We start from the raw sequence: 23172 nt of genomic DNA, 5'->3' as shown, positions 1-23172 counted from the left end.
ATCAATTAATTATTTTGTTTCAAATCGGCAACAATGAGTTTTGCAGTATTTTTGCTGGCTCCAACTCCGCCTAATTTTTGTTCTAATATATCGTAATTATGCAACACTTTATTGCGATGATTAGGCTCTAATAATTTTTGAAGCTCTTCTTTAATTCGTTTTTTGTTACAATCTCCCTGAATTAATTCTGTTACTACTTCTTGATCCATAATTAGATTTACAAGAGAAATGTATTTTAAAGTAATAATACGTTTTGCAATTTGATAGGATACTTCGCTTCCTTTATAGCAGACAACTTCGGGCACTTTAAAAAGTGCAGTTTCAAGCGTAGCAGTTCCAGAAGTTACCAGCGCTGCTGTCGAAGAACGCAATAAATTGTATGTTTTGTTCGAAACAAATGCAATGTTTTTGTTTTTTAAGAATTGTTGATAAAAGTCATAATCCTGACTTGGCGCGCCCGCGATTACAAATTCGTAATCTTGAAAATCATCAACAACGCTGAGCATCACGCTGAGCATTTTGGTGATTTCTTGTTTACGGCTTCCTGGTAAAACGGCAATAATTGGTTTTTCGCCTAAATTATTTTCTTTTCTAAATAAAGCTTCATCAAAAGGAGGCTGATTTTGGATAGCATCAATTAAAGGGTGCCCGACAAAATCAACAGGGAATTTATGTTTGTCTTCATAAAAACTTTTCTCAAAAGGCAAAATAACAAACATCTTGTCGACATCTTGTTTGATTGCATTGATTCGATTTTCTTTCCATGCCCAAATTTGCGGCGAAATATAATAATGAGTTTTATAATTTAATGCTTTTGCCCATTTTGCAATTCGCATATTAAAACCCGGATAATCTATAAAAATTATAACGTCAGGCTGAAATTCAGAAATGTCTTTTTTGCAGATTTTGATGTTGTTTAAAATGGTTTTCAAATTAAAAACAACTTCAATAAAGCCCATAAAAGCCAATTCACGATAGTGTTTCACCAAAGTTCCGCCTACTTTTTGCATTAAATCGCCTCCCCAAAATCTGATTTCGGCTTCAGGATCTTCAACATATAAGGCTTTCATTAAGTTTGAACCGTGTAAATCTCCAGAGGCTTCACCTGCAATTATGTAATATTTCATAATGGTTTTTTTGAAATGTGCTAAGTTGTAATTCCGTAAAAACGGGATGTTAGCAAAGATAAGATTTTAAACAATTAATGTAGAAATTGCGAGTACAATCACGGCTAAAATTACACCGCGAGCCATGAATTCTTTATTTCGTTTTAATAAAATTGTAAAAACACCAAGATCCAAAAGTGTTCCTAAAGTAATGATTTTTCCAAGATAGCCATATTCTTTAATCATTCGAATTCCTGACGAAATATCAAATGTGGTAAAGAAAGTGATAAATAAATAACTTCCTAAAAGCGCTGTGAAAATTCCGATTGTAAAACCGATTGCTACTTCTTTAATCATTTAATTTCCAAGTATTAAGTTGTTGAATGGAATGGTGTGCTGTCAAATCAAATTGTACAGGAACTACAGAAACATATCCGTTTTCTAAAGCCCATTCATCGGTATCTTCCCCTTTGTCTTCATTGACAAATTTTCCGGCAAGCCAGAAATAGTCTTTCCCAAAAGGAGTTTGTCTTTTATCGAATTTCTGTGCGTAATAGGCTTTCGCTTGACGACAAACTTTTATGCCTTTTATTTCAGATTCTTTTAATTTTGGGAAGTTGACATTTAAAACTACTCCAGGAGGTAATTTGTTGGCTAAAGTTTCTAAAGTGATTTTTTTTACGAAAGATTTAATCTGCTCAAAATCGGCATTCCAATCAAAATCTAATAACGAAAAACCAATTGACTGAATACCTTCTATTCCGGCTTCTACAGCTGCGCTCATTGTTCCTGAGTAAATTACATTTATAGAAGAATTAGAACCATGATTTATACCCGAAACGCATAAGTCAGGTTTGCGTTTCAAAATTTCGTTTACAGCCAGCTTGACGCAATCAACAGGTGTGCCTGAGCAACTGTATTCGGCAATTTTGTCATTCTCTTTTGAAATTTTGTCTAAGAATAAAGTATTATTTATGGTTATAGCATGACCCATTGCGCTTTGAGGTTTGTCTGGAGCAACAACGATTACATCGCCGATTGTTTCCATGACACTAATTAATGCTCGTATTCCAGGAGCTAAAATACCATCGTCATTAGTGACAAGTATTAGAGGTTTCTCGGTTTTCATTTTATGGATATTATGTGTAATTTTAACAATTGTAAGAATTTAAAAACAAATGTAATGACAGATTCTTCGAGATAAGTCACAAAAAATGTAAAATTTGTCAACTAAGTTAAAGAACTTTTTCACGAATTAAACATTTTTATATCTTTAACAAAAAATTATCGTGACGTTAGCTATCGTGGCATAGTTTTTAACGTAACTTAGATAAAAAAATTGATGAATGCTATTATAAAGTTTATGAAAAGAAATTATAAAATAATCATAGCCGTATTGTGCTTGTCGTTGACATTATTTGCATTTAAGATGAATGCCGACAGAAATGCTGATCCGGATCCGAACAGAGATAAGACACTTTTAGAATTACTGGCATTTGTTATTGAAAAAGGGCATTATAGTCCGGCAGAAATAAATGACGAATTTTCTAAAGGTATTTTTAAAGATTATATTGATGCATTAGACCCTTCAAAAAGATTTTTCTTGCAGTCTGATATTGATGAATTTAAGCAATACGAATTAATGCTTGATGATCAGTTTTTGAACAAGGATATCACGTTTTTCAATCTTACTTACACAAGATTGATGAAGCGTATGGAAGAAAGTAAAAAACGTTATAAGACCATTTTAGCTCAGCCATTTAATTATAATGTTGATGAAACTTTTAATGCTGATTATGAGAATATTCCGTATGCAAAAAATTTAGCGGAAATCAATGAAAGATGGAGAAAACAAATTAAGTTGTCGACTCTTTCTTCTCTTGTAACAAAGCAAAAGATTGAAGAAGAAAAGAAGAAAAAAGATCCAGCTTATAAAGAAAAAACTTTCGATGCTTTAGAAAAAGAAACACGCGAAAGTTCTTTGAAATCTTTAGATGATAACTTTAGTGTTATTAAAGATTTAAATAGAGAATACTGGTTTTCTGTGTATTTGAATTCTATTATGGCTCGTTTTGATCCTCATACAAGTTACTTTGCACCTGAAGAAAAAGACCGTTTTGATGTAAATATTAGTGGTAAACTAGAAGGAATTGGAGCTCGTTTGACGAAGAAAAATGATTTCACTCAAATTGATGAATTAATTTCTGGAGGTCCTGCATGGAAAGGAAAACAACTGGAAGCGGGAGATTTGATCCTGAAAGTTGCACAAGGTAATGAAGAACCAGTTGATGTTGTCGGAATGCGTTTGGACGATGTGGTGAAGAAAATTAAAGGACATAAAGGAACTGAGGTTAAACTGACAGTTAAAAAAGTTGACGGTTCTATCAAAGTAATTTCAATCATTCGTGATGTTGTTGAAATTGAAGAGACGTATGCAAAGTCTAGTATTGTGGAGAAAAATGGTTTAAAATACGGAGTGATTTATCTTCCTAAATTTTATATCGATTTTGAAAATAAAGATGGACGTGATGCTGGAAAAGATATTGCTCTTGAAGTAGAAAGACTGAAAAAAGAAAACATCAACGGTATTGTTTTGGATGTACGTGATGATGGTGGAGGATCTCTTTCTACAGTAGTAGATATTGCTGGTTTGTTTATTGAAGAAGGACCAATTGTTCAGGTAAAATCTGCTGGTAAAAAGAAAGAAGTTTTATACGATAAAGATAAAAAAATCGAATGGGATGGTCCGTTGGTAATTATGGTAAACAGTTTCTCTGCTTCTGCATCTGAAATTCTAGCTGCTGCAATTCAAGATTATAAGCGTGGTGTAATTATCGGAAGTAAACAAACTTATGGTAAAGGAACCGTGCAAAATGTATTAGATTTAAATCAATTTGTTCGTAATGCGAATTATGGAGATCTTGGAGCACTGAAAATTACAGGGCAAAAGTTTTATAGAATTAATGGAGGTTCGACTCAGTTAGAAGGTGTTCATAGTGATGTGGTGATGCCAGATCGTTACGCTTACCTAAAAATGGGAGAAAGAGATATCGACAACGCAATGCCTTGGGACAAAATTGATCCAGCTGATTATAATACGTGGACTTCTAGTGAAAACTTTAATAAAGCGATTTTAAACAGTAAAAACAGAATTGCTCAAAATGCTCAATTCAAATTGATTGAAGACAATGCAAAATGGATTGATGTTAAAAATAAAGAAAACACTTATAGCCTGAATATTAAAAGTTTTAAAGAAACTCAGGAACAAGTTGAAAACGAAGGAAAAAAATACAAACCAATTTCTGACTATAAAAACAATTTAGTGTTTAAATCACTTCCTTATGAAGAAGCAGAAACAAATAGCGATGCAGCTTTAAAAGAAAAAAGAGATGCATGGCACCAAGCTTTATCTAAAGATGTTTATGTAGAAGAAGCTTTGAATGTTTTGGATGATTTACAAACCAAAGGATTGGTGAAAAGTAATAACGTTTCTCCTAAAATGAAAAAGGATAAACTAGTGAAGTCTTAAATTCAATAAGAATTTAATTTGTTTAAAAACGCTCTATAAATTTTAATTTATGGAGCGTTTTTTTTGTAAGTTTAACCTATTAAAAATACGATTATGAAAGGTTGTCTGAGTTTGTTATTATTGAGTTTTGCGTTGGTGTCTTGTAAAAAGGAAAATGTAGAAATTAATGAAAATGTAAGTAAAGAAGAAATTGTTCCTTTTAAAGGGAATACGAGCAGTAAAGATTCTTTGTACAGTGTTGCTTATCTTCCAACTTCGACAACAAAACAAATCGTAAAGCATCAATATTATACGCTTTCTTATAACGAAAAATTCGAGCAGGCCGAATGGGTTGCTTACGAATTGAAAAAAGAGTATTTAAAAAACAATGACTTTAAGAGGCCCTATTTTATAGAAGACCCAAAAGTAACTACTGGCTCAGCGGACTGGAGAAATTATAAAAATTCAGGTTATGATAAAGGACACCTTTGTCCAGCTGGAGATATGGAATTCAGTAAAGATGCTTACAATGATACATTTTATACGTCTAATATTTCTCCGCAGAAAAAAGAGTTTAATTCCGGAATTTGGAATAGGATAGAGCAAAAAACTCGTTATTGGGCAGGAAAATACAATGACATATATGTAGTTACAGGTGGAATTGCGAAAGATTCAGACAAAAAAATAGGAACAGAGAAAGTTGCTGTTCCTAAATATTTTTATAAAATTGTTTTAGCTAAAAGTGGAAAAGAACACAAGGCAATTGCATTTTTAGTTCCAAATGAAAAGAGCGACAAATCTATTTATGATTTTGTGGTTCCAATCGAAACTTTAGAAAAAATGACGGGAATTGATTTCTTTCCAAATCTTAAAAATCTAAAAAGTAGTAAGGACTTTTAAATCGGCAATGGTTTCGGTTGGGTTTTCTGCTTTAAAAACAAAACTTCCCGCAACAAGAACATCAGCACCTGCTTCTACTAATTGTTTGGCGTTTTTGCTTGTTACACCACCGTCAATTTCGATTAGTGTCGAAGCGTTTTTGCGAGTAATAAGCGCTTTTAGTTTTTTTACTTTGTTGTAAGTATTTTCAATAAAAGATTGACCTCCAAATCCAGGGTTTACACTCATAATGCAAACTACGTCGATATCATTAATAACATCTTCTAGTAAATCAACATTAGTGTGTGGATTCATAGCTACACCAGCTTTCATTCCTTCAGCTTTAATGGCTTGAAGTGTTCTGTGTAAGTGTGTGCAGGCTTCATAATGAACGGTCAATCCATTTGCTCCTAAATCAGCGAAAGTTTTAATATAACGATCAGGGTCAATAATCATTAAATGGACGTCGATATATTTATTTGCATGTTTTGAAATAGCTTCTAAAACGGGCATTCCAAAAGAGATATTAGGAACAAAAACTCCATCCATAATATCGATATGAAACCAATCAGCTTGACTGTTGTTAATCATTTCGACATCGCGCTGTAAATTGGCAAAATCTGCAGCTAGTACTGAAGGAGCAATAAATGTATTTTTCATTGTAGTGTGTATTGTTTTTTTACAAAGATAATTTTTTTTTAACCGCAAAGAGCGCAAAGATTTACGCAAAGGCCGCAAAGTTTTTTATAAGCTTTGTAAAGGATGTCGAAGTCAGCAAAGCTTTGTGAGCTCTCAAATTCATATTACTCTCAATTTGTAAATTCTTAGCGAACTTTGCGTAAATCTTTGCGTGCTTTGCGGTAGAAAACTTTTTCAACCAAATAATATAAAAATAAAAAACTCCGGTAATCAGCCGGAGTTTCAATCATCAATCAAAAAACGAACAGTCAATCAAACTGTTGTTTGGGTTACAAAGGTTTCATGTTTCATGTTTCAATTTACAAAAGCAAGCTGAAACTTTAAACCTGAAACAAATATTGTTTATCCTAAGTAAGTTTTAAGGATTTTACTTCTAGAAGTGTGTTTCAATCTACGGATTGCTTTTTCTTTGATCTGACGAACACGCTCACGAGTTAGGTCGAAAGTTTCACCAATTTCTTCAAGAGTCATTGGGTGTTGGTCGCCAAGTCCAAAATACAAACGTACAACATCTGCCTCTCTTGGAGTTAATGTTTCTAAAGAACGTTCGATCTCAGTACGAAGAGATTCGTGAATTAATTCTCTATCTGGATTTGGAGATTCACCAGAACGTAATACGTCATAAAGGTTAGAATCTTCTCCTTCCACAAGTGGAGCATCCATAGATAGGTGACGTCCAGAGTTTTTCATAGACTCTTTTACATCGTTTACAGTCATATCAAGTTCTTTTGCAATTTCCTCAGCAGAAGGCGGACGCTCGTTAGATTGCTCTAATAACGCATACATTTTGTTGATTTTATTGATAGAACCAATTTTATTTAATGGTAAACGTACAATACGAGATTGTTCAGCTAAAGCTTGAAGAATCGATTGACGAATCCACCATACAGCGTAAGAAATGAATTTGAAACCACGAGTTTCATCAAAACGTTGAGCAGCTTTGATAAGACCTAAGTTTCCTTCATTAATTAAATCTGGAAGAGTTAATCCTTGATTTTGATATTGTTTAGCCACAGATACTACGAAACGTAGGTTGGCTTTTGTTAATTTTTCTAAAGCTCTTTGATCACCGGCCTTTATTCTTTGTGCTAATTCTACCTCTTCATCAGCGGTAATTAGGTCAACTTTTCCAATTTCTTGTAGATATTTATCTAACGATGCAGTTTCACGATTAGTTACCTGCTTGGTGATTTTAAGTTGTCTCATGTTGTTGTCTCCCTATTTTTAAAGTGTACAAATGATTATACGTAAAGAGTATCAAAAAAGTTACAATTAAATGAAAATATTTTTTTTAAGAATATTATTCAATCTTAAAAGTATCTTTTATAGAGACCGGATTACCTTTGTCTGTAAAACCTTCAACACTTATTTCGTAAGTTCCTGAAAGGTCTGAAGTATAGAATGTTACAGGGTTGCTGTTGCTCAAATCTATTTCAGGATTCCACAATAATTGACTTCTAAAATCTGGGATTCGTTCATATTTTTTATTATCTGTATAATCTGTTTTGTAATAAGACTTTTTCATCGAAGGTCTTAAAACAGCCATTTTATAGATATAATTTTCTTTTTGAGGACTTGTGTAATTGCCGTCATTAGTAGTAATGCTAATAATTCCGTTAAAAATTTTTGGTCCAACATAATATCCTCCGGTTATAATATTTATGCTGTGAACATTATTCATATTATAAGTAAAAAGTTCATTTACATTTTGAAGTAAGAAACCATCAATAAGTACTAATGCGGGTTCTGGTGACTGAAACTTCGTGCTGTAGTCTACAACGTGTAAGCTATGATTGTTTCCGCTTTGCTTAGACGAAATCTCGATTGCTATTTCGGTAATTGTTTCTTTTAAAGTGGGAAATCTTGTAAAATCATCAAGATTATACTGCTTTGAAAGGGGATAATAAAAAGGATCTATTTTTTCTGGTTTAATAATGCTATCTGTTTTTTCTAGGTAATAAGCATTTTCAATTTGACTTGCAATTGATCGTTCTAATAAAGCTTCTTTAAATTCGATTGGTAATCTGAAACCTGGCTGAAATGATAATTTAGTATAATCGGGTTCGTTTAGTTTGTCTAGTTCTATTGTAAAGCTTTCTTTTTGCTCTCCTAAAACTTGTAAAACAGTTTCATTGCCTGCGTAATTTTTGTCTAAATTGAAAATGAAATGTCCGTTTTGATCTGTTTTTACAACTTTAAATGCAAATGATTTTCCAGGTAAAGACAAGGCAATATTTACATTTTGAATGCTAACTGAATTGTTTTTGGCGATAATTTTACCAGAAATCATTTCTCCTCGAAGTTCCGGAAGAATTATATTCTCTTTATTCTTTGAAATAGCTTCAATAGCAAATTGCGTTTTAGAAAATTCATCTGCAGTCAATTGTTCTGTTGTTGGCAGGTTGTCTATTTTTCTAACAGAAAGAGAATAGTTTCCTTTTTGAGAATCTGTAGAGGCAGGTGCAATTTCTAAAACCACTTTTTCACGATTTGCAAATGTCTTTTTGTTGAGTTTTAATTTAAAGTTTTTATCCAGTAATTGTTCTTTATTTACAGAGGAAGCTGTAATTGCGGTTGTATTTTCCGAATTTGTTTTTGGAACAGCGTTTTTGTCTTTTGAAGAACTAACTTCATAAACCTCATAAGGATTTATGATTTTAATATCAATTTGAAAAACTTTAGAAGCAGACGAATTTAAAGTCCAATTGGTGTATCCAATAAGTTTATAATTTCCAGTTTTTATTGTAGTCGGAATAAAATAATCTGCTGCTGCTGTGCCGTTATTTAAAAACAATTTGTTTTTGAAAACCACATTGCTATTGGCATCTACCAATTCTGCGTAGGCAATTTTGCTAATTGCACTCGGTGTTTTGTCTGAGGTTTTTAGACAATAAATTTTATATAGAAGAGTTTCTCCAGAAACAAATGTTGTTGCATTTGCATGGATAAATAAAGTTTCATTTAGAGAAACATCTTGTTGAGCCTTGATCTGTTTTGTATTGATAATCAATATCAATAGTAAAATATATTTTAATTTTTCCAAAATGAAGGTATTATATTAGAAGCAAATGTTGTACAATCTCCACACGCAGCGTCAACCAGAACGAAATTTGGCGAGTCAACACCAGATACGTATACCATAGCGTTATTTTGTATTGCAGAAATTACGGTAGAACCTTCGCAAGCAGGAACTTGGTTAGGAGTAAAGCAATATCTATAAGAAACATTTTCGCAAGGATTCATATAAGTTGGAGTGTTGGTAGGAGGGAATAAATCGGTATAATTGAAAAATATTCTTTGAGATGAAACCGATGTAACATCAAAATAACCAATTACTTTCTCGTCAACATTGCTGGTACATCTGATATTGCCAGAAAGCACTCCTGGTTGTTTAGGAGACAATGTGTTACTAGCTGCTGCCATTTCTTTCATGATTTTATGAAAAGTATAGGCTTCTAAGTTTTCAACATATTGTTTCACTAAAATACTGTATCGTTGCGCAATGATATAATCATCTTCTTTAATAAATCTTACAGGAAAATTCACTCTGTCTTCGTTCAGATTGTTTGTATTCGTTATGATGATGTCTGTTGATTTTCTTGTTCCATAACATATTCTTTTTGCAGGATCGTTGTCTTCTGTTACAACTATTCTTTGTGGGCCTATTACAGTAGCTCTTTCAGAAGACCATTTTGGAGCAACAATTTTATACGTTTCTTCATATTCATATCTGTAATATTTTGAAGTTCCTGTCGGATCATAACTGTTAACATTGATTTGAACACCAGTTCCTTCATTGTTCTTTGAAACTACTGTGGGAACAATTTCACCAATTGGAGTAGGGGTTGTTAAAGTTTCATTAGATGATTGGTAAACTTTGCCATCTTTCGTTTTTATTTCCAAATGATATTGTCTTCCAGAAATAATTTCAAATTCTGTTTCTGAAACATATTTGCCGTCCTGTTCTTGAAAAAGATATTCATTGTTAAGATTATCTTTTACAATAACAGTTGCGCCAGTTTCTGAGGTTACTCCTTCATCTTCGAAACGAGCCGTTTTTGTAATCTTTATTTCTTGTTTTTTAAGCTCATTTGTTAAGGTTGCTTCAATAACAATGGCTTCTTCATAGGTATTGGTCTGTAAATTATAAGTTTCTGTACAACTATTAATGAACAAGCATAATAGAAGTAGAAGAATGATTTTACCTTGATTTTTGATATTTATAGTTTTAAAATACATTTTTTAAAATTTAAAATTATAAGTTATACTTGGAACTGGAATAGAGAAAATAGAGGTTTTATATGCTTTTACTTTTCCTCCTTCTGTTGCAAAGTAAATTGAATATGGATTGTTTCTACCTAATACATTGTAAACGGATATGTTCCAGAAACTATGTGCTAGTTTTTTAATCTTATGATTTCCTTCAATATTAATTCCGATGTCTAAACGAATGTAATCAGGAATTCTATATTTGTTTCTATCACTATATAATGTGTATTCTGCATTTCCATATTGAAAAGTTCCGATCGGATAAGTAATTGGGCGTCCGGTTTGGTACATAAAATTGGTAGACAAACTATAACGCTTTGTAAATTTATAATTTAAAACAGTACTTAAATCGTGAGGCTTGTCAAAATTAGCAGGGAAAAAGTCTCCATTGTTTATTCTTTCAGAATCAAATTTACTGTCCAGTTTTATAAGTGTTCTAGAATAAGTATATCCGATCCAACCGTTTAATCTTCCTACTTGTTTTTTTAGTAGAAATTCAACTCCGTAAGCTTTCCCTTCTCCTTGTAAAAGCTGGGTTTCTATACTTTCATTAAGTAATAATTGAGCTCCAACTTTATAATCCATTATGTTTTTAGATGTTTTGTAATATCCTTCTAAACTAAGTTCAATTTCATCATCTAAAACATTTTTGTACAATCCTAACGAATACTGTCTTCCACTCTGAGGTTTTACATTTGTATTTGATAAAGTCCAAGTGTCGGTTGGCGATTGGGTTGTATTGTTGGATAAAAGATGGATGTATTGTCTCGTCTGATCAAAACTTGCCTTTATAGAAAAGTCTTTGGTAAAGAAATAACGAGCAGAAAGACGAGGCTCAAGACCGCCATAAGTTTTCATTACTTCATTATTTCCATAATGTTTAGTTTCAACAAGTGTAGCATCATTTAATGGAGCATCTGGTTGATAGATATGTGCGTTTGCTTCACCTAGTGCTGCGTAAAAAGAATAACGTAATCCTAAATCAACTTGTAATTTGTCATTTACTTTGAAATTGTCTCCGATAAAAATTGCCGATTCCAAACCTTTTTCTTTGTCAATATCAATTGGGACTAAAGCTGATCCTGGATTTTTAGGATTTTGATAACCAGGATCCACATTATACAATTTGCCTGAAAGTCCGTAAGTTATATTATGTTTTTCATTATAAGCATAATTGAATTTTGCCATAAGCTGTGTTTCGTTGATTTTATACCCGAAATCAAAAGCATTTTCTCCGCTAGTATCGTAGTCGATATTGAATTTGTACTCGCTATTTGTAAAAATTAAAGCGCCTTTATTTTTATCGTTGAAGGTATGATCCCATTTTGCAGAAACAAGTCTATTACTGTATTTGTAAAGGGAGTCAGAACTTATTCTAAAACGATCTTTACTATAATAAACGGTAGCTTCTATGGCGTTGTTTTTATTGATGGTGTTGTTGTATTTCAAAATTCCATCATAAAAACCAGCTTCACTATTTTTTAAATTTTCGTCATCCAAAGACTTTAAAATCCAGTCCGAATAAGTTGCTCTTGCACCGACAATAATGCTTGATTTGTTTTTCTGAATAGGTAATCCAACCGTAATATTCGAAGTTATAGGGCCAATTGCACCTTCTCCCGAAACTTTTTCAGCGTTCCCATTTTTTGTGCTGATATCAAAAACAGAAGATAAACGTCCTCCAAAATCGACAGGAATGCTTCCTTTATAAATATCAGCTTTTTTGGTAACATACGGATTGATGGCAGAGAAAAAACCTAGAAAATGTTGCGGATTATAAAGTACGGCGTTGTTCAAAAGAATCAAGTTTTGATCTTCTTTACCACCTCGAACATTAAATCCCGCAGAACCTTCTCCAGTAGTTTTGATACCAGGAAAAGTGGTTGCTATTTTAAAAAGATCACGCTCTCCTAAAATTAAAGGAACCGTTTTTACAGCTTCAATATCAATAGAAACCAATCCTGAAACAACCGTTTCGGTAATTCTCTTTCCTCTTTTTTTGATTACAACTTCATCTAGCAGATTTGTGTCTTCATGAATATCCAAATCAAGTTCTCCGTCATTATAAATCATTAAGGTTTGAACTTTCTTTTTATAGTTAATCGATTTTATTTCGACTACATTAACTCCAAGAGGAATCTGCATGCTGTAATGACCTTCGCTGTCGGTTACAGTGCTGATGTTTTTGTTGCGTATTTTGATGTTAACATTAGCCTCAGGTTTGTTTGTAGCTGCGTCTCTAATGTATCCAGATAAATTGGCAGTCTTTTTTTCTGCAATGTCGGTTTCTTTACCAATAAAAATGATGCTGTTATTTTTCTTGGTGCTAACGCTGTTTAAAGAATCATACTGTTGATAAAAAACAGGATTTTGTGCTCTTCTACTAATTTGATTAGCAGGATCATTAGTTTCAGGAAAATAGTTTGCAGGTAGCTTATCGTGAATACTGCTATTGTTTGTTAAAATAACTTTCTTTTTGAGAATGAAAAAATTAAGACTTGTGTTGGTGAATATTTTGCTTAATATTTCATCTATTGTAGCTTCTTTGTAGCTTGCTGTATAGGAATTTTTGTTTGATTTAATCCATTCAGCATCAAAATAAAAACGATAAGATGATGATTTTTCTATGGTTTGAATAACAGTCATCAAATCTGCATTCTTGAGTTCAATTGATATTTTTTCGTTTGTATCTTGAGCGAACAGGAACTGATTAGAAATTACGGCAAATAAAATAAGTAAAAGTTTTCTCATATGGTTTATTTTTCTGTAAGTAATAGAGATGCATTGATGTGTTTAAGTAGATTAATCATAAATTGATCATTGTCTGATTTTCTAAGTTCTCTATTCATTGCATAAAAATCGTTAATCTGTTTTTTTTGGTTTGGAAATATTTTTAAGATTTCACTTTTATTGTTACTATTGTAAAAACTGTTTTTGTAAAAAATAAAGTAACTATTGTTGTCAATAAAATTAGAATATACTTTATTGTCGACCGTTTTGTTTTCTAGCTTTTTAGAATGTTTAATGTAAAAATTAAACCCATCTCTAAGCGCTGTAATCTCATAATATCCAGTAGTCAATTCGGATAATGGAGATAGCTTTTTATTTAAATAGACAAAATTTTTACCATTTAGTGTAAAGGCACTTGTTTTGTCCTGAATTAGCGAAATGGTAGAATATTTAGATTCTGCGCGCGGACTAAGAATTAGCTCATCTTTGTAAGTGTTGTATTTGAGATTGACATCGTAATAAATTTGTCCATCGTAGTTTACAGAACCTTTCGTAAAATTGTTCGAAACATAATACATACTGTTGTTGTCAATTGTAGTATAGATATCTTTATATGCATATCCGTTATTGACGCCTAAATTTTCTACACCAACTGCGTTGTCAAAAAAATTATAGATTGACTCTTCTTTAATGTTTTGGCTGTATAAATTACAAATGTTTAAGAATAATCCAAATATTAATATAAGGATGTGCTGTTTTTTGTGATTTTTCAAGGAATATTTTGTTTTTGGATTGATGAGTTCCAAATGTATTAAAAATATATTTTAAAAAACGAACAGTATGTGTTAAAATGTAATAAAAAGGTTATATTAATTAAGCCAAAGACCCCATTTTTAGCGGTCTAATAAGTAAATGATTGTTAAATAATTTTAAGAACTGATAATTGTTTAGAATAATAAATCTACCTGAGAATTTATCTTTTCAATATAGTAGTCGATTTTTCTAATGGCGCGATTGAAAAAGAGATTTTGTTCTTTAATACCAGATTTTCCTAACGGAACGGAATTAAGAATTTGTTGCTTAAAAAACCGATGCACATTTTTACAGCTGTCTTCGTTATCTGTAATAAAATAACCAAGCAATGTATAAGGAACAAACATAGTTAGCTTTTCTTCTGTTTCTATCAGCATATTGTTGTTTAACAATATAAGTTCGTTGTAGTAAAGAGCAAAATTTGTATCGGTTTTGCACTTTTCCTGTATTAGATTTATAATTCTTTTTAAGTCTTTACAAAGTGCATTGGCATTTTTAAGACTTAAAAGACCAGCTTCGTAAAAGTAAAGAATTTGCTGTAAGCTACTATTGATCGTAGTGTCGTTCCAGATTTCATTGACCTGCGTGTTTTCATAAACTCTTTTCAAGGTCTGCATATATTCAGAAAACGATTCCTCGATTACGAAATTTTCAAAGGATACTTTTTTCTGATTTGTGTTCAAAAGATTCAGCCACACAAAAGCTTTAAATTTCGATAAAATTGTTCCATCCATAAAATAAAACAACGGAATATCCTTGGCCGAATAATATAATATTGTGTTTGGATTTTTGGTCAATATTTCAACTTGTTCTGCAGAAGTTTTAAAATATTGAAGCATATCTTTTAGGTTCTCAATCTCAATTGTTTTCTCGACAATTACTTTTTCATTTTTTAAAAACAAATTGTCCAACGAAATATTAAAATGATCAGCAAGCTTGATGGTTTCATCTATAGAGAATTTGCTTTTTTGAGATATTCTTCTGTGAGACGCATCGTAGCTTATTTCTAAAATGGCAGCGACTTCTTCTATCAAAGAATTTGATTTGGAAATTTTACTTCTAATAGCTTTTAAAAACGATTCCTGATGTTTCATAATTTGCGATAATCGCAAATATAAATTTTTTTTTAATTGGTTTTCGCAAATTGATATGCGATAAATGCAATAGGTTTGCTTGAATAAATTTAAAGATAAATACTATGAAGATATCAGTATTAATAATGATCACTTTTGTTTTTGGATGTTCTTATGGTCAGAATTCATTTCAAACTTTAAATGATTCTATTGAATTGCATTCACAGATTTTTAGTCTTTCGCCAATGTCTAAAAAAGTATATAAAGTAAATGGTCTTGTTCTTGGTCTTGGACACCTTGATAATAAGAATGTAGAAAATCAAGTAATTAATGGGGTAAATCTAGAAGCAAATCCTGCGCCTGTTGCGGGAGCATTCTACGCTTTTATGGCACTTATGTATTTTGATGAAGTAGTGAAAAATAATAAAATAAAAATTAGAAAAGATTCTGATGAAGATTATTTAATTAAGAATATAAAATCTATTTCTAATTTACAATTAAACGGACTCAATGTAAGTTCTGGTTGCTTTTTTGTCGAAACTAGTATGAACGGATTAAATATCTCTGCAGGGAACAAATTCAGCAATTTTAACGGACTATCGATTACTGTTTTAGGAACTATTGCAGATCACCATAATGGAATAGCTGTTGGATTGTATAATGCAAACAATGATTTGTCTGGCTCGACAGTTGGTATTTATAATCAATCTTATGATTTAAAAGGATTGCATATAGGAGTTTTTAATCAAACCCGAATGAATCATGGTTTGCAGATTGGAATTTTTAATAAATCAAATTCTAAAGGTTTTCAATTAGGTGTTTGGAATGTAAATAATAAAAGGTCAATGCCTTTTTTGAATTGGTAAAAGATGAAAAAGTTATTTTTATTGCTTGTTATTGTTCTTTCGCAATCGGTATTTTCTCAAAAAGACTCCTTGAATACGAATAGTGATTATGAAAGAGTGTATGTTGAAGCTGGTTTTGTTAAGCCCTTAGGAAAACTTTCTAACAAGTTTGATCTTTCGCCATCATTTGGTTTTTGGTTTAGAAATAAATTAAATCAGGATGATTTTATAGATTTTGGATTTAATTTTTTTGTGCCAAATAATCCTGTGCAGGTAAATTTCGCATATCGAGATTCAGTTGTAAAATATAAATCAGATCATTTTGCAATAAATATTGGAACTCGATTTGCGAAGACGATTCCGTTATCCCAAAAAAACAAAAATTTCAATGCAGAATGGAATTCTGGAATAGGACTGGCTTTAAATTTTTACAAAGCTCCAATAGAACTAGAATTTGAAGATGGAGAGCATACCAAAGAAGTTTTGACAACTTTTTATTTGTCTCAGGGAGTTAAGGTGAATTATAAAAATGTTGGATTGCAATGTCATTACGAATGGTCTCCTTATGGATTGTTTAATGATAAAATAGAAAAGAATTACGGTTCTCAAAGTTTGATGTTTGGAATTGTTTATAGGCAATAATTTAAACTTAAAAACCCCAATTCAAATACATGAATTGGGGTTTTCTATGAATAAACCTTTAGTAAACTAAGATCTGATTACTCTTTTTTCTCCTCACGTGGAGGTCTTGGAACAAGTGCTTTTTTAGACACTTTTTCTTTTTTAGTTTTAGGGTCAACTCCTAAGTATTTCACTTGGAAAACATCTCCCATTTTAACTACATCAGCAACGTTTTCAGTACGCTCCCAAGCCAATTCAGATACGTGAAGCAATACTTCGTTTCCTGGTGCAGCAGTATATTCTACAACAGCTCCAAAATCTAGCATTTTGATTACTTTAACTTCATAAGCTTCTCCCATTTGAGGTTTGAAAGTTAAAGCGTCAATTTTAGCCAATACAGTTTTGATACCTTCTGGATCAGTTCCTAAGATTTCAACCACTCCTTGTTCGTCAACTTCGTTGATTACGATAGTTGTTCCAGTAGCTTTTTGTAATTCTTGAATTACTTTTCCACCAGGTCCAATTAATGCTCCAATAAAGTTTCCAGGAATTGTTCTTGTAATGATTTTTGGTGCGTGCGCTTTAACATCTGCTCTTGGAGTTGCAATAGTTTCAGTTAATTTACCTAAAATGTGTAAACGTCCGTCACGAGCTTGAGATAAAGCTTGCTCCATAATGTCATAACGTAAACCATCAATTTTGATGTCCATTTGACAAGCAGTAATACCATCAGCAGTTCCAGTTACTTTAAAGTCCATATCTCCTAAGTGATCTTCGTCTCCTAAGATATCAGACAATACAGCAAATTTCTCACCGTCAGTAATTAATCCCATTGCAATACCAGAAACTGGTTTTGTCATTTGAACTCCAGCATCCATAAGTGCCATTGTTCCAGCACAAACTGTTGCCATAGAAGAAGAACCGTTAGATTCTAAAACCTCAGAAACAACACGGATTGTATAAGGACAATCTGCAGGAATCATATTTTTTAATGCTCTTTGAGCTAAGTTACCGTGACCAACTTCTCTTCTTGAAGTTCCTCTTAATGGTTTTGCTTCACCAGTAGAGAAAGGAGGGAAGTTATAGTGTAAGTAGAATTTCTCTTCACCTTGTTCAGATGGAGAATCGATTTGGTTTGCTTCTCTAGAAGTTCCTAAAGTTACAGTAGCCAAAGCTTGAGTTTCTCCACGTGTAAATAAAGAGGAACCGTGAACTCTTGGTAAATAATCAGTTTCACACCAGATTGGTCTGATATCTGTAGTTTTTCTACCATCTAAACGAATTCCTTTTTCAAGAATTACGTTACGAACTGCTTCTTTGTTAGTTTTGTAGAAGTATTTTCCAACTAAACCTGCAAGATCAGCGTTTTCAGCGTATTCTTCTTCTGTAAATAAAGCTTTTGCTTCTTCTTTTACAGCTGCGAATTTTTCACCTCTTTCTGCTTTTCCAGAAGCTTCTTGTGCAATAGCGTAACATTTATCGTAAGCGGCAGCTTTTACTTTAGCGTAAACAGCTTCGTCTTCAATTTCTCCTTCGTAAGTTCTGTATTCTTGAGAGCTTAATTGTGCTCTTAATCTTTGTTGAGCAGCAATTTGAACTTTAATAGCTTCGTGAGCAAATTTAATAGCTTCGATCATTTCAGCTTCTGAAATTTCTTTCATCTCACCTTCAACCATTGCAACAGAATCTAAAGAAGCTCCGATCATCATATCGATATCAGATTTTTCTAATTCTTCTCTGCTTGGGTTGATTACTAATTTTCCGTCTATACGTGCAACACGAACTTCAGAAATTAAGTTGTAAAATGGAATATCTGAAACTGCTAATGCTGCAGAAGCAGCTAAACCAGCTAAAGCATCTGGCATAACGGTTTCGTCATGAGACATTAATTGAATCATAACTTGAGTTTCAGCATGGTAATCGTCTGGGAAAAGCGGACGCAATACACGGTCAACTAATCTCATTGTCAATACTTCGCTGTCGCTTGGACGTGCCTCTCTTTTGAAGAAACCTCCAGGGAAACGACCTGCTGCTGCAAATTTTTCGCGGTAATCTACCGTTAACGGTAAGAAATCAACGCCTGGGTTTGATGTGCGAGCTGAAACTGCTGTTGCAAGAATCATAGTATCGCCCATTCTAACTACTACAGAACCATCAGCTTGTTTTGCTAAACGTCCTGTCTCGATTGTGATGCTTCTGCCATCACCTAAATCGATCTTTTCTACAAATAATTGTGGAATCATAAATTTTTTCCTTATTGATTATACAATGGGTTTTAGTTGTGTTGTAGTTGTTGTTGTGTGTAGTTGTTGTTATCTAAAACCCAATGAAAAACCAAACTTTTTTTCTTGTAATTGTATGCGTGTAATGTAAAAACAAAAAGAGGCACTTTCGCACCTCTTTTCTATATTGATTATTTTCTGATATTCAATACTTTGATAATCTCACGATATCTGTTGATCTCTTTCTTTTTCAAGTAATCCAACAAAGCTCTTCTTTTACCTACTAATAGTACAAGAGAACGCTCAGTGTTGTAATCGTGACGATTTTTTTTCAAGTGTTCAGTTAAGTGAGCAATTCTGTAAGTGAACAATGCAATTTGACCTTCTGCGTTTCCAGTGTTTGTTGCACCACCGTGTTGTGCGAAAATCTCTTCTTTCTTTTCTTTAGTTAAATACATTCCAATATTATTTTAAATGATTTTTATGTATGTCAATACAACTTTTGTAAGACGGGTGCAAAATTAGATTAAAAAAACAAAAGAATCAAACAAAAATAAAAGAATCTAAAAATTAAGATGAATAAATTCAATTTTAACCATTTGGATTTTCCTTTTTATGCAAAATTACCTTCCGTTAATAGTTATTGGTATAGAATAAAGAGCCTCTCTTTTTATACCTCTAAATTTTCCCGGAACCCATTCTCCTGCATCATCTAATACTTTTACAGCTTCTATACCGGTTCCATAGCCTAAGTCTTTTATAATTATTGGTTTTGTTATTTTTCCGGCTTCATTTACAATGAATGATATATATATTTGTCCCGTAACTTTATTTTTAAATGCTTCGGTAGGGGTCTTGTAGTTCTGAGCGATGTATTTATAGAAATTGTTCATACCCGTTTTAGGAACCGGGTTCTCAAATAATTTGGAATAAGAATATTTTGTACTGTCTTTATCTGTACTAATCCCAGACACTAAATTTCCTTTATCATAAAATTCGGTGTAAGCGATTTTGTGCTGCAAATCCTTTCCTTCCCACTTACCTTGTTTTAATCCGTTCTCGATTCTTCCTTTTTCAGCATAATTTTCGTTAATATCTTCGCATTCGCCGTTCCCATCAACTACCGTCAATTCATTTGACTTGTTCCAGAATTTTAAAAGTAAAGATTTTGTGCTTTTGGCTTTTATATCGGATGTGTTCTCTTTTTCGAATTTCATGTTTCCATTTTCATACCATTTAAACTCTTTTCCGGTTTTCCAACCTTCGCTATAAACTACAACTGCTTCTTTTGTACCGTTTTCATAAAAGTATACAAATGTACCATCCTTTTTTAGATAATCTCTATCCAAGGTTGTTCCTACCATTTTTTTGGCGCCCGATTTATAAAATTCGGCAACTTGATAACGGTCTTTAATTGTTTGGTAATCCTCTACAAGTCTAATGTATTTATGGTTTTCTTTTGTTGTTTCACGAAAAACCGAGTCGAGATAGACTGCTCTGGATGAATTTTTCTGTGAAAAGCTATTCTGATAAGAAAATATAAGTATAAAAAGCAAAAAGTATTTTTTCATCATGTGCGTTTTTTGTAGTAAAAATAGTGCTTATGAATTCATTTGCAAATAATTTTTATTTTACTTTTTGAAGTTTTTTTCCTGTTTGTTTTTCATTTAAGGATGAATAAGCAGTTTTGACATTGTTTTCATCCACACTTACGCCCGAAACTAGAATTCCTTTATCATAATTGTCAACAAATGAAGTTTTTTTTGCGCTGTCATTTCCGAGCCAGATACCTTGCTTCAATCCGTTTTTTATTTCTCCTTTTTGAGTAATAAATGCATCGGTTTCTTCGTATTCTCCATTTCCGTCGGTTACGGTTTGTGTTTTATCTTCGTTCCAGCAATTCAGAATAAGAGTTTGTGATCTTTTAGTTTTTGGATCCCAAGAATGCTGCTTCTCGCACTTTTTGCTTTGATTTTCGTACCAATTAATTTCTTTGCCATTTTTATGGTCTTCAGAATAATTAGCCACAGATTCTTTAGTTCCGTTTTTAAAGTAAAAAATAAACTCTCCGTCTTTTTTTAAAACATCACGATCCAGGGTAGAACCAGTCATTCTCTTTCTTCCGTTTTTGTAATAATCTGTTACAACATAGCGGAGACTTTTTTGAGAATAATTGGTTATTACTCTTGTGTAGCTATAATTTTCGGCAGTGCATTCACGACTTAATGAGTCCAGAAATATCTTTTTCGAGACCATGTTAATTTGTGCAGACAGATTAACTGAAATTATCAGAAGCAAAAAAAGCCAAATGTTTCTTTTCATTCAGTTCTGTTTTTTTATTCTAAAATAGTGTTTTTTAGAATAATTTGGCAACCTCTTGATTTACAAATTCTAAAAATCTTTCGTCAGCTTCCGTAAACGGATCTATAACATGACTGTCAATATCGATTTGGCCGATATTTACTCCATTTACAAATAACGGAACAACGATTTCAGATTTTACAGTAAAACTGCAGGCAATGTAATTGTCTTGTGCGTTAACATCTGGTACTACAAAGTTAGCATTGCTTTCTGCTACTTGTCCGCAAATTCCCTTTCCAAAAGGAATAACAGTATGATCTGTTTCTGCACCAACATAAGGGCCTAAATGTAAAGTTTTGGTGTCATGATTAGCAAAGTAAAAACCAACCCAGTTGTAATAATCCACATTTTCACTTAAAAGTTGGCAGATTGCTAGTAATTTTTCGTCTCTATTATTGGTATTGTCAGCAATAATATTGCTTATTTTCGGTTGTAATTCTTGAAATGTCATGATGTAAAAATTTTATACAAAAGTATTTAAAGCAGAACTCAAAAAATACATAAATTTGAAAAAAAATTCTCTTGAAAAAATATTTAGTCCAGTTTAAGCCTTTCCTGATTTTTGTGAGCATCTTCTTCTTGACATATATTGTCTTGACCATGCTTTATAAACTTTACTTAAATGGTTATCAGAGTGAAGATCTTGATGGTATTTCCGTCTATGTAGGGAAGAATGTAGATCAATTAATGAAGTTTTTCAATTATGATGTCATTATTCAAAAAAGTTCCCAAAATGCATGGCTGGAAATTATTTTGAATGGTAAGTTTATGGCTAGATTAATAGAAGGATGCAATGCTGTAAGCGTAATGATTCTTTTCGTTTCTTTTGTCGCTGCTTTTTCAGGAAAAATTTCTAAAACAATTTTATTTATCGTCTTCGGAATAGTAACGATTTATATTTTAAATGTAATCAGAATTGCTGCATTGGTCGTGCTTCTGTACTTTTTTCCAGCAAAAAGTAAATTCCTTCATGATATTTTTTTTCCATTGATGATTTACGGATATGTATTTCTTTTATGGGTTTTCTGGATTAATAGATTTTCAAAATATGCTAAGTAAATTACTTCAAAATAAATTTAAAATTTTGGGTGCAATAGGTATTGTGCTTTGTTTTGCATTGGTAAGATTGTTTGAGTATACATTGTTTTATGATCCTTTTTTGAATTATTTTAAAAACGATTTTAATAATTCTCCGTATCCTATCGTTGAAACTGGAAAACTCTTTTTCGGACTCTTTTTTAGATATTTTCTAAATTCGGCTTTGTCATTAATTCTAATCTATATCTTATTTCAAAATCGAGATATGCTCAAGTTTAGTGCAATCTTGTATGTATTGTTTCTAATAGTTCTTTTAGGAATGTTCTTTGTTGTTTTAGAATTTTTCCCAAATGCAGGCTGGCTTCTTTTTTACGTGAGGCGATTTATAATTCAGCCTCTTTTAGTGCTTTTGTTTATTCCTGGATTTTATTATCAACTTCAAAATTCGAAAAAATAACATTTGTTTAAGTTTTTTTATAAATGGATTTTGAATAATTTTGCACTATGAATTTGAAAAAGTGTACAGTTTTGTTTTTAGCGCTCCTTTTATTGGTTTCCAATATCGGGTTTGCTTTTGATGTGCACTATTGTGGCGGAAAAATCGCTTCGGTTTCTTTAAAAACAACAGCAGAGCCTGTGGTTGAAAAGAAATGCTGTGGCTCAAAAGAAAAAAAGAATTCTTGCTGCAAAGATAAAGTTGTTCATTTCGAAAAGAAATCAGACGATGCAACTTTGAAATTTTTCTTTTTTCAAATTGCATTTCCGGCAATAATTCAAGACTACAAGCCTTTGGCTTTTTTGGCGCTTCCAAATTTTAAAAAGAAACAAGTTCTTTCGTATTATTCTGATGCGAATGCGCCCCCCTTATTCAAATTATACCAACAGTATATTTTCTATTCCTGATTTTAATGTTAAGATGCCATACAGGTCTTGATTAAGACTTTGTATCTACATTTTGATTGTTTTTTCTATTTGAATGAACATCAAGAATGTAATTCTATTTCAACA

At 32.2% G+C, this 23172-nt stretch carries 22 protein-coding genes; 7 read left to right on the top strand and 15 right to left on the bottom strand.

What is annotated here, in order from left to right; genetic code table 11:
• Positions 1-5: 5 nt before the first annotated feature.
• From lpxB to surE, 3 genes are all read right to left on the bottom strand, one after another.
• Positions 6-1127, bottom strand: coding sequence for a lipid-A-disaccharide synthase (lpxB, locus tag K6T82_RS16020; protein ID WP_223707539.1), 1122 nt, complete (start codon positions 1125-1127; stop codon positions 6-8).
• 66 nt (positions 1128-1193) lie between these two features.
• Positions 1194-1463, bottom strand: coding sequence for a hypothetical protein (locus tag K6T82_RS16015; protein ID WP_223707538.1), 270 nt, complete (start codon positions 1461-1463; stop codon positions 1194-1196).
• Positions 1456-2235, bottom strand: a complete 780-nt coding sequence (gene surE / locus K6T82_RS16010; RefSeq protein ID WP_223707536.1) for a 5'/3'-nucleotidase SurE — start codon at positions 2233-2235, stop codon at positions 1456-1458. The genes K6T82_RS16015 and surE overlap by 8 nt, the downstream gene beginning before the upstream one ends.
• A 213-nt stretch (positions 2236-2448) precedes the next feature.
• Here surE and K6T82_RS16005 point away from each other — a divergent pair, with 213 nt between their 5' ends.
• Positions 2449-4635: a carboxy terminal-processing peptidase gene (locus tag K6T82_RS16005; RefSeq protein ID WP_223707534.1), complete on the top strand. Its 2187-nt coding sequence runs from the start codon at positions 2449-2451 to the stop codon at positions 4633-4635.
• Positions 4636-4728: 93 nt separating this feature from the next.
• The gene (locus tag K6T82_RS16000; protein ID WP_223707532.1) at positions 4729-5514 is read left to right on the top strand and encodes a DNA/RNA non-specific endonuclease; all 786 of its coding nucleotides are present in this window, start codon (positions 4729-4731) and stop codon (positions 5512-5514) included.
• Here the strand turns inward: K6T82_RS16000 and rpe are convergent.
• From rpe to K6T82_RS15965, 7 genes are all read right to left on the bottom strand, one after another.
• Positions 5491-6153, bottom strand: coding sequence for a ribulose-phosphate 3-epimerase (gene rpe / locus K6T82_RS15995; RefSeq protein ID WP_223707530.1), 663 nt, complete (start codon positions 6151-6153; stop codon positions 5491-5493). The two genes, K6T82_RS16000 and rpe, sit on opposite strands and share 24 nt — an antisense overlap.
• A 381-nt stretch (positions 6154-6534) precedes the next feature.
• Positions 6535-7398, bottom strand: coding sequence for a sigma-70 family RNA polymerase sigma factor (locus K6T82_RS15990; RefSeq protein WP_007804760.1), 864 nt, complete (start codon positions 7396-7398; stop codon positions 6535-6537).
• A 94-nt stretch (positions 7399-7492) separates the two neighbouring features.
• Positions 7493-9235 (bottom strand): hypothetical protein, encoded by a 1743-nt coding sequence (locus tag K6T82_RS15985; RefSeq protein WP_223707528.1) that lies wholly within the window; start codon positions 9233-9235, stop codon positions 7493-7495.
• Positions 9223-10431, bottom strand: a complete 1209-nt coding sequence (locus K6T82_RS15980; RefSeq protein WP_223707526.1) for a DUF4249 domain-containing protein — start codon at positions 10429-10431, stop codon at positions 9223-9225. The genes K6T82_RS15985 and K6T82_RS15980 overlap by 13 nt, the downstream gene beginning before the upstream one ends.
• Positions 10432-10434: 3 nt before the next feature.
• A complete protein-coding gene (locus K6T82_RS15975; protein WP_223707524.1) occupies positions 10435-13212 on the bottom strand; it encodes a TonB-dependent receptor in 2778 nt (925 codons plus the stop codon).
• A gap of 5 nt (positions 13213-13217) precedes the next feature.
• The gene (locus K6T82_RS15970; protein ID WP_223707522.1) at positions 13218-13964 is read right to left on the bottom strand and encodes a hypothetical protein; all 747 of its coding nucleotides are present in this window, start codon (positions 13962-13964) and stop codon (positions 13218-13220) included.
• Between the two features lie 174 nt (positions 13965-14138).
• Entirely contained in the window at positions 14139-15098 is a 960-nt protein-coding gene (locus K6T82_RS15965; RefSeq protein WP_223707521.1) for a hypothetical protein, read from the bottom strand.
• Positions 15099-15202: 104 nt separating this feature from the next.
• Here K6T82_RS15965 and K6T82_RS15960 point away from each other — a divergent pair, with 104 nt between their 5' ends.
• Together K6T82_RS15960 and K6T82_RS15955 are read left to right on the top strand one after the other, a co-directional pair.
• On the top strand, positions 15203-15943 hold the full coding sequence (locus K6T82_RS15960) for an LA_2272 family surface repeat-containing protein (protein ID WP_223707519.1): 741 nt from the start codon (positions 15203-15205) through the stop codon (positions 15941-15943).
• Between the two features lie 3 nt (positions 15944-15946).
• A complete protein-coding gene (locus tag K6T82_RS15955; RefSeq protein WP_223707517.1) occupies positions 15947-16564 on the top strand; it encodes a hypothetical protein in 618 nt (205 codons plus the stop codon).
• A 77-nt stretch (positions 16565-16641) separates the two neighbouring features.
• Here K6T82_RS15955 and K6T82_RS15950 read toward each other — a convergent pair whose 3' ends face one another.
• The 5 genes from K6T82_RS15950 to K6T82_RS15930 form a co-directional block, all read right to left on the bottom strand.
• Complete coding sequence (locus tag K6T82_RS15950) at positions 16642-18786, bottom strand: polyribonucleotide nucleotidyltransferase (protein WP_223707514.1); 2145 nt, start codon at positions 18784-18786, stop codon at positions 16642-16644.
• Between the two features lie 170 nt (positions 18787-18956).
• Positions 18957-19223: a 30S ribosomal protein S15 gene (rpsO, locus tag K6T82_RS15945; RefSeq protein WP_223707512.1), complete on the bottom strand. Its 267-nt coding sequence runs from the start codon at positions 19221-19223 to the stop codon at positions 18957-18959.
• 165 nt (positions 19224-19388) lie between these two features.
• Positions 19389-20336, bottom strand: coding sequence for an energy transducer TonB (locus K6T82_RS15940; RefSeq protein ID WP_223707511.1), 948 nt, complete (start codon positions 20334-20336; stop codon positions 19389-19391).
• A gap of 55 nt (positions 20337-20391) precedes the next feature.
• On the bottom strand, positions 20392-21087 hold the full coding sequence (locus K6T82_RS15935) for a toxin-antitoxin system YwqK family antitoxin (protein ID WP_223707509.1): 696 nt from the start codon (positions 21085-21087) through the stop codon (positions 20392-20394).
• A gap of 34 nt (positions 21088-21121) precedes the next feature.
• Positions 21122-21577 (bottom strand): GAF domain-containing protein, encoded by a 456-nt coding sequence (locus K6T82_RS15930; protein ID WP_223707507.1) that lies wholly within the window; start codon positions 21575-21577, stop codon positions 21122-21124.
• A 71-nt stretch (positions 21578-21648) separates the two neighbouring features.
• On the opposite strand from K6T82_RS15930, the gene xrtF reads away from it, so the two are divergent.
• Genes xrtF through K6T82_RS15915 form a run of 3 tightly spaced genes read left to right on the top strand, consistent with a single transcriptional unit; the run spans position 21649 to position 23067 of the window.
• Positions 21649-22185, top strand: a complete 537-nt coding sequence (gene xrtF, locus K6T82_RS15925) for an exosortase family protein XrtF (RefSeq protein ID WP_223707505.1) — start codon at positions 21649-21651, stop codon at positions 22183-22185.
• Positions 22175-22621 (top strand): exosortase F system-associated membrane protein, encoded by a 447-nt coding sequence (locus tag K6T82_RS15920; RefSeq protein WP_223707503.1) that lies wholly within the window; start codon positions 22175-22177, stop codon positions 22619-22621. The genes xrtF and K6T82_RS15920 overlap by 11 nt, the downstream gene beginning before the upstream one ends.
• 47 nt (positions 22622-22668) lie before the next feature.
• Positions 22669-23067, top strand: coding sequence for an HYC_CC_PP family protein (locus tag K6T82_RS15915; protein ID WP_223707501.1), 399 nt, complete (start codon positions 22669-22671; stop codon positions 23065-23067).
• The last annotated feature ends 105 nt before the right edge of the window (positions 23068-23172 follow it).

The organism is Flavobacterium potami (assembly GCF_020026915.1).
Classification (GTDB): domain Bacteria; phylum Bacteroidota; class Bacteroidia; order Flavobacteriales; family Flavobacteriaceae; genus Flavobacterium; species Flavobacterium potami.
This window is presented reverse-complemented; position numbering and strand designations above follow the sequence as displayed.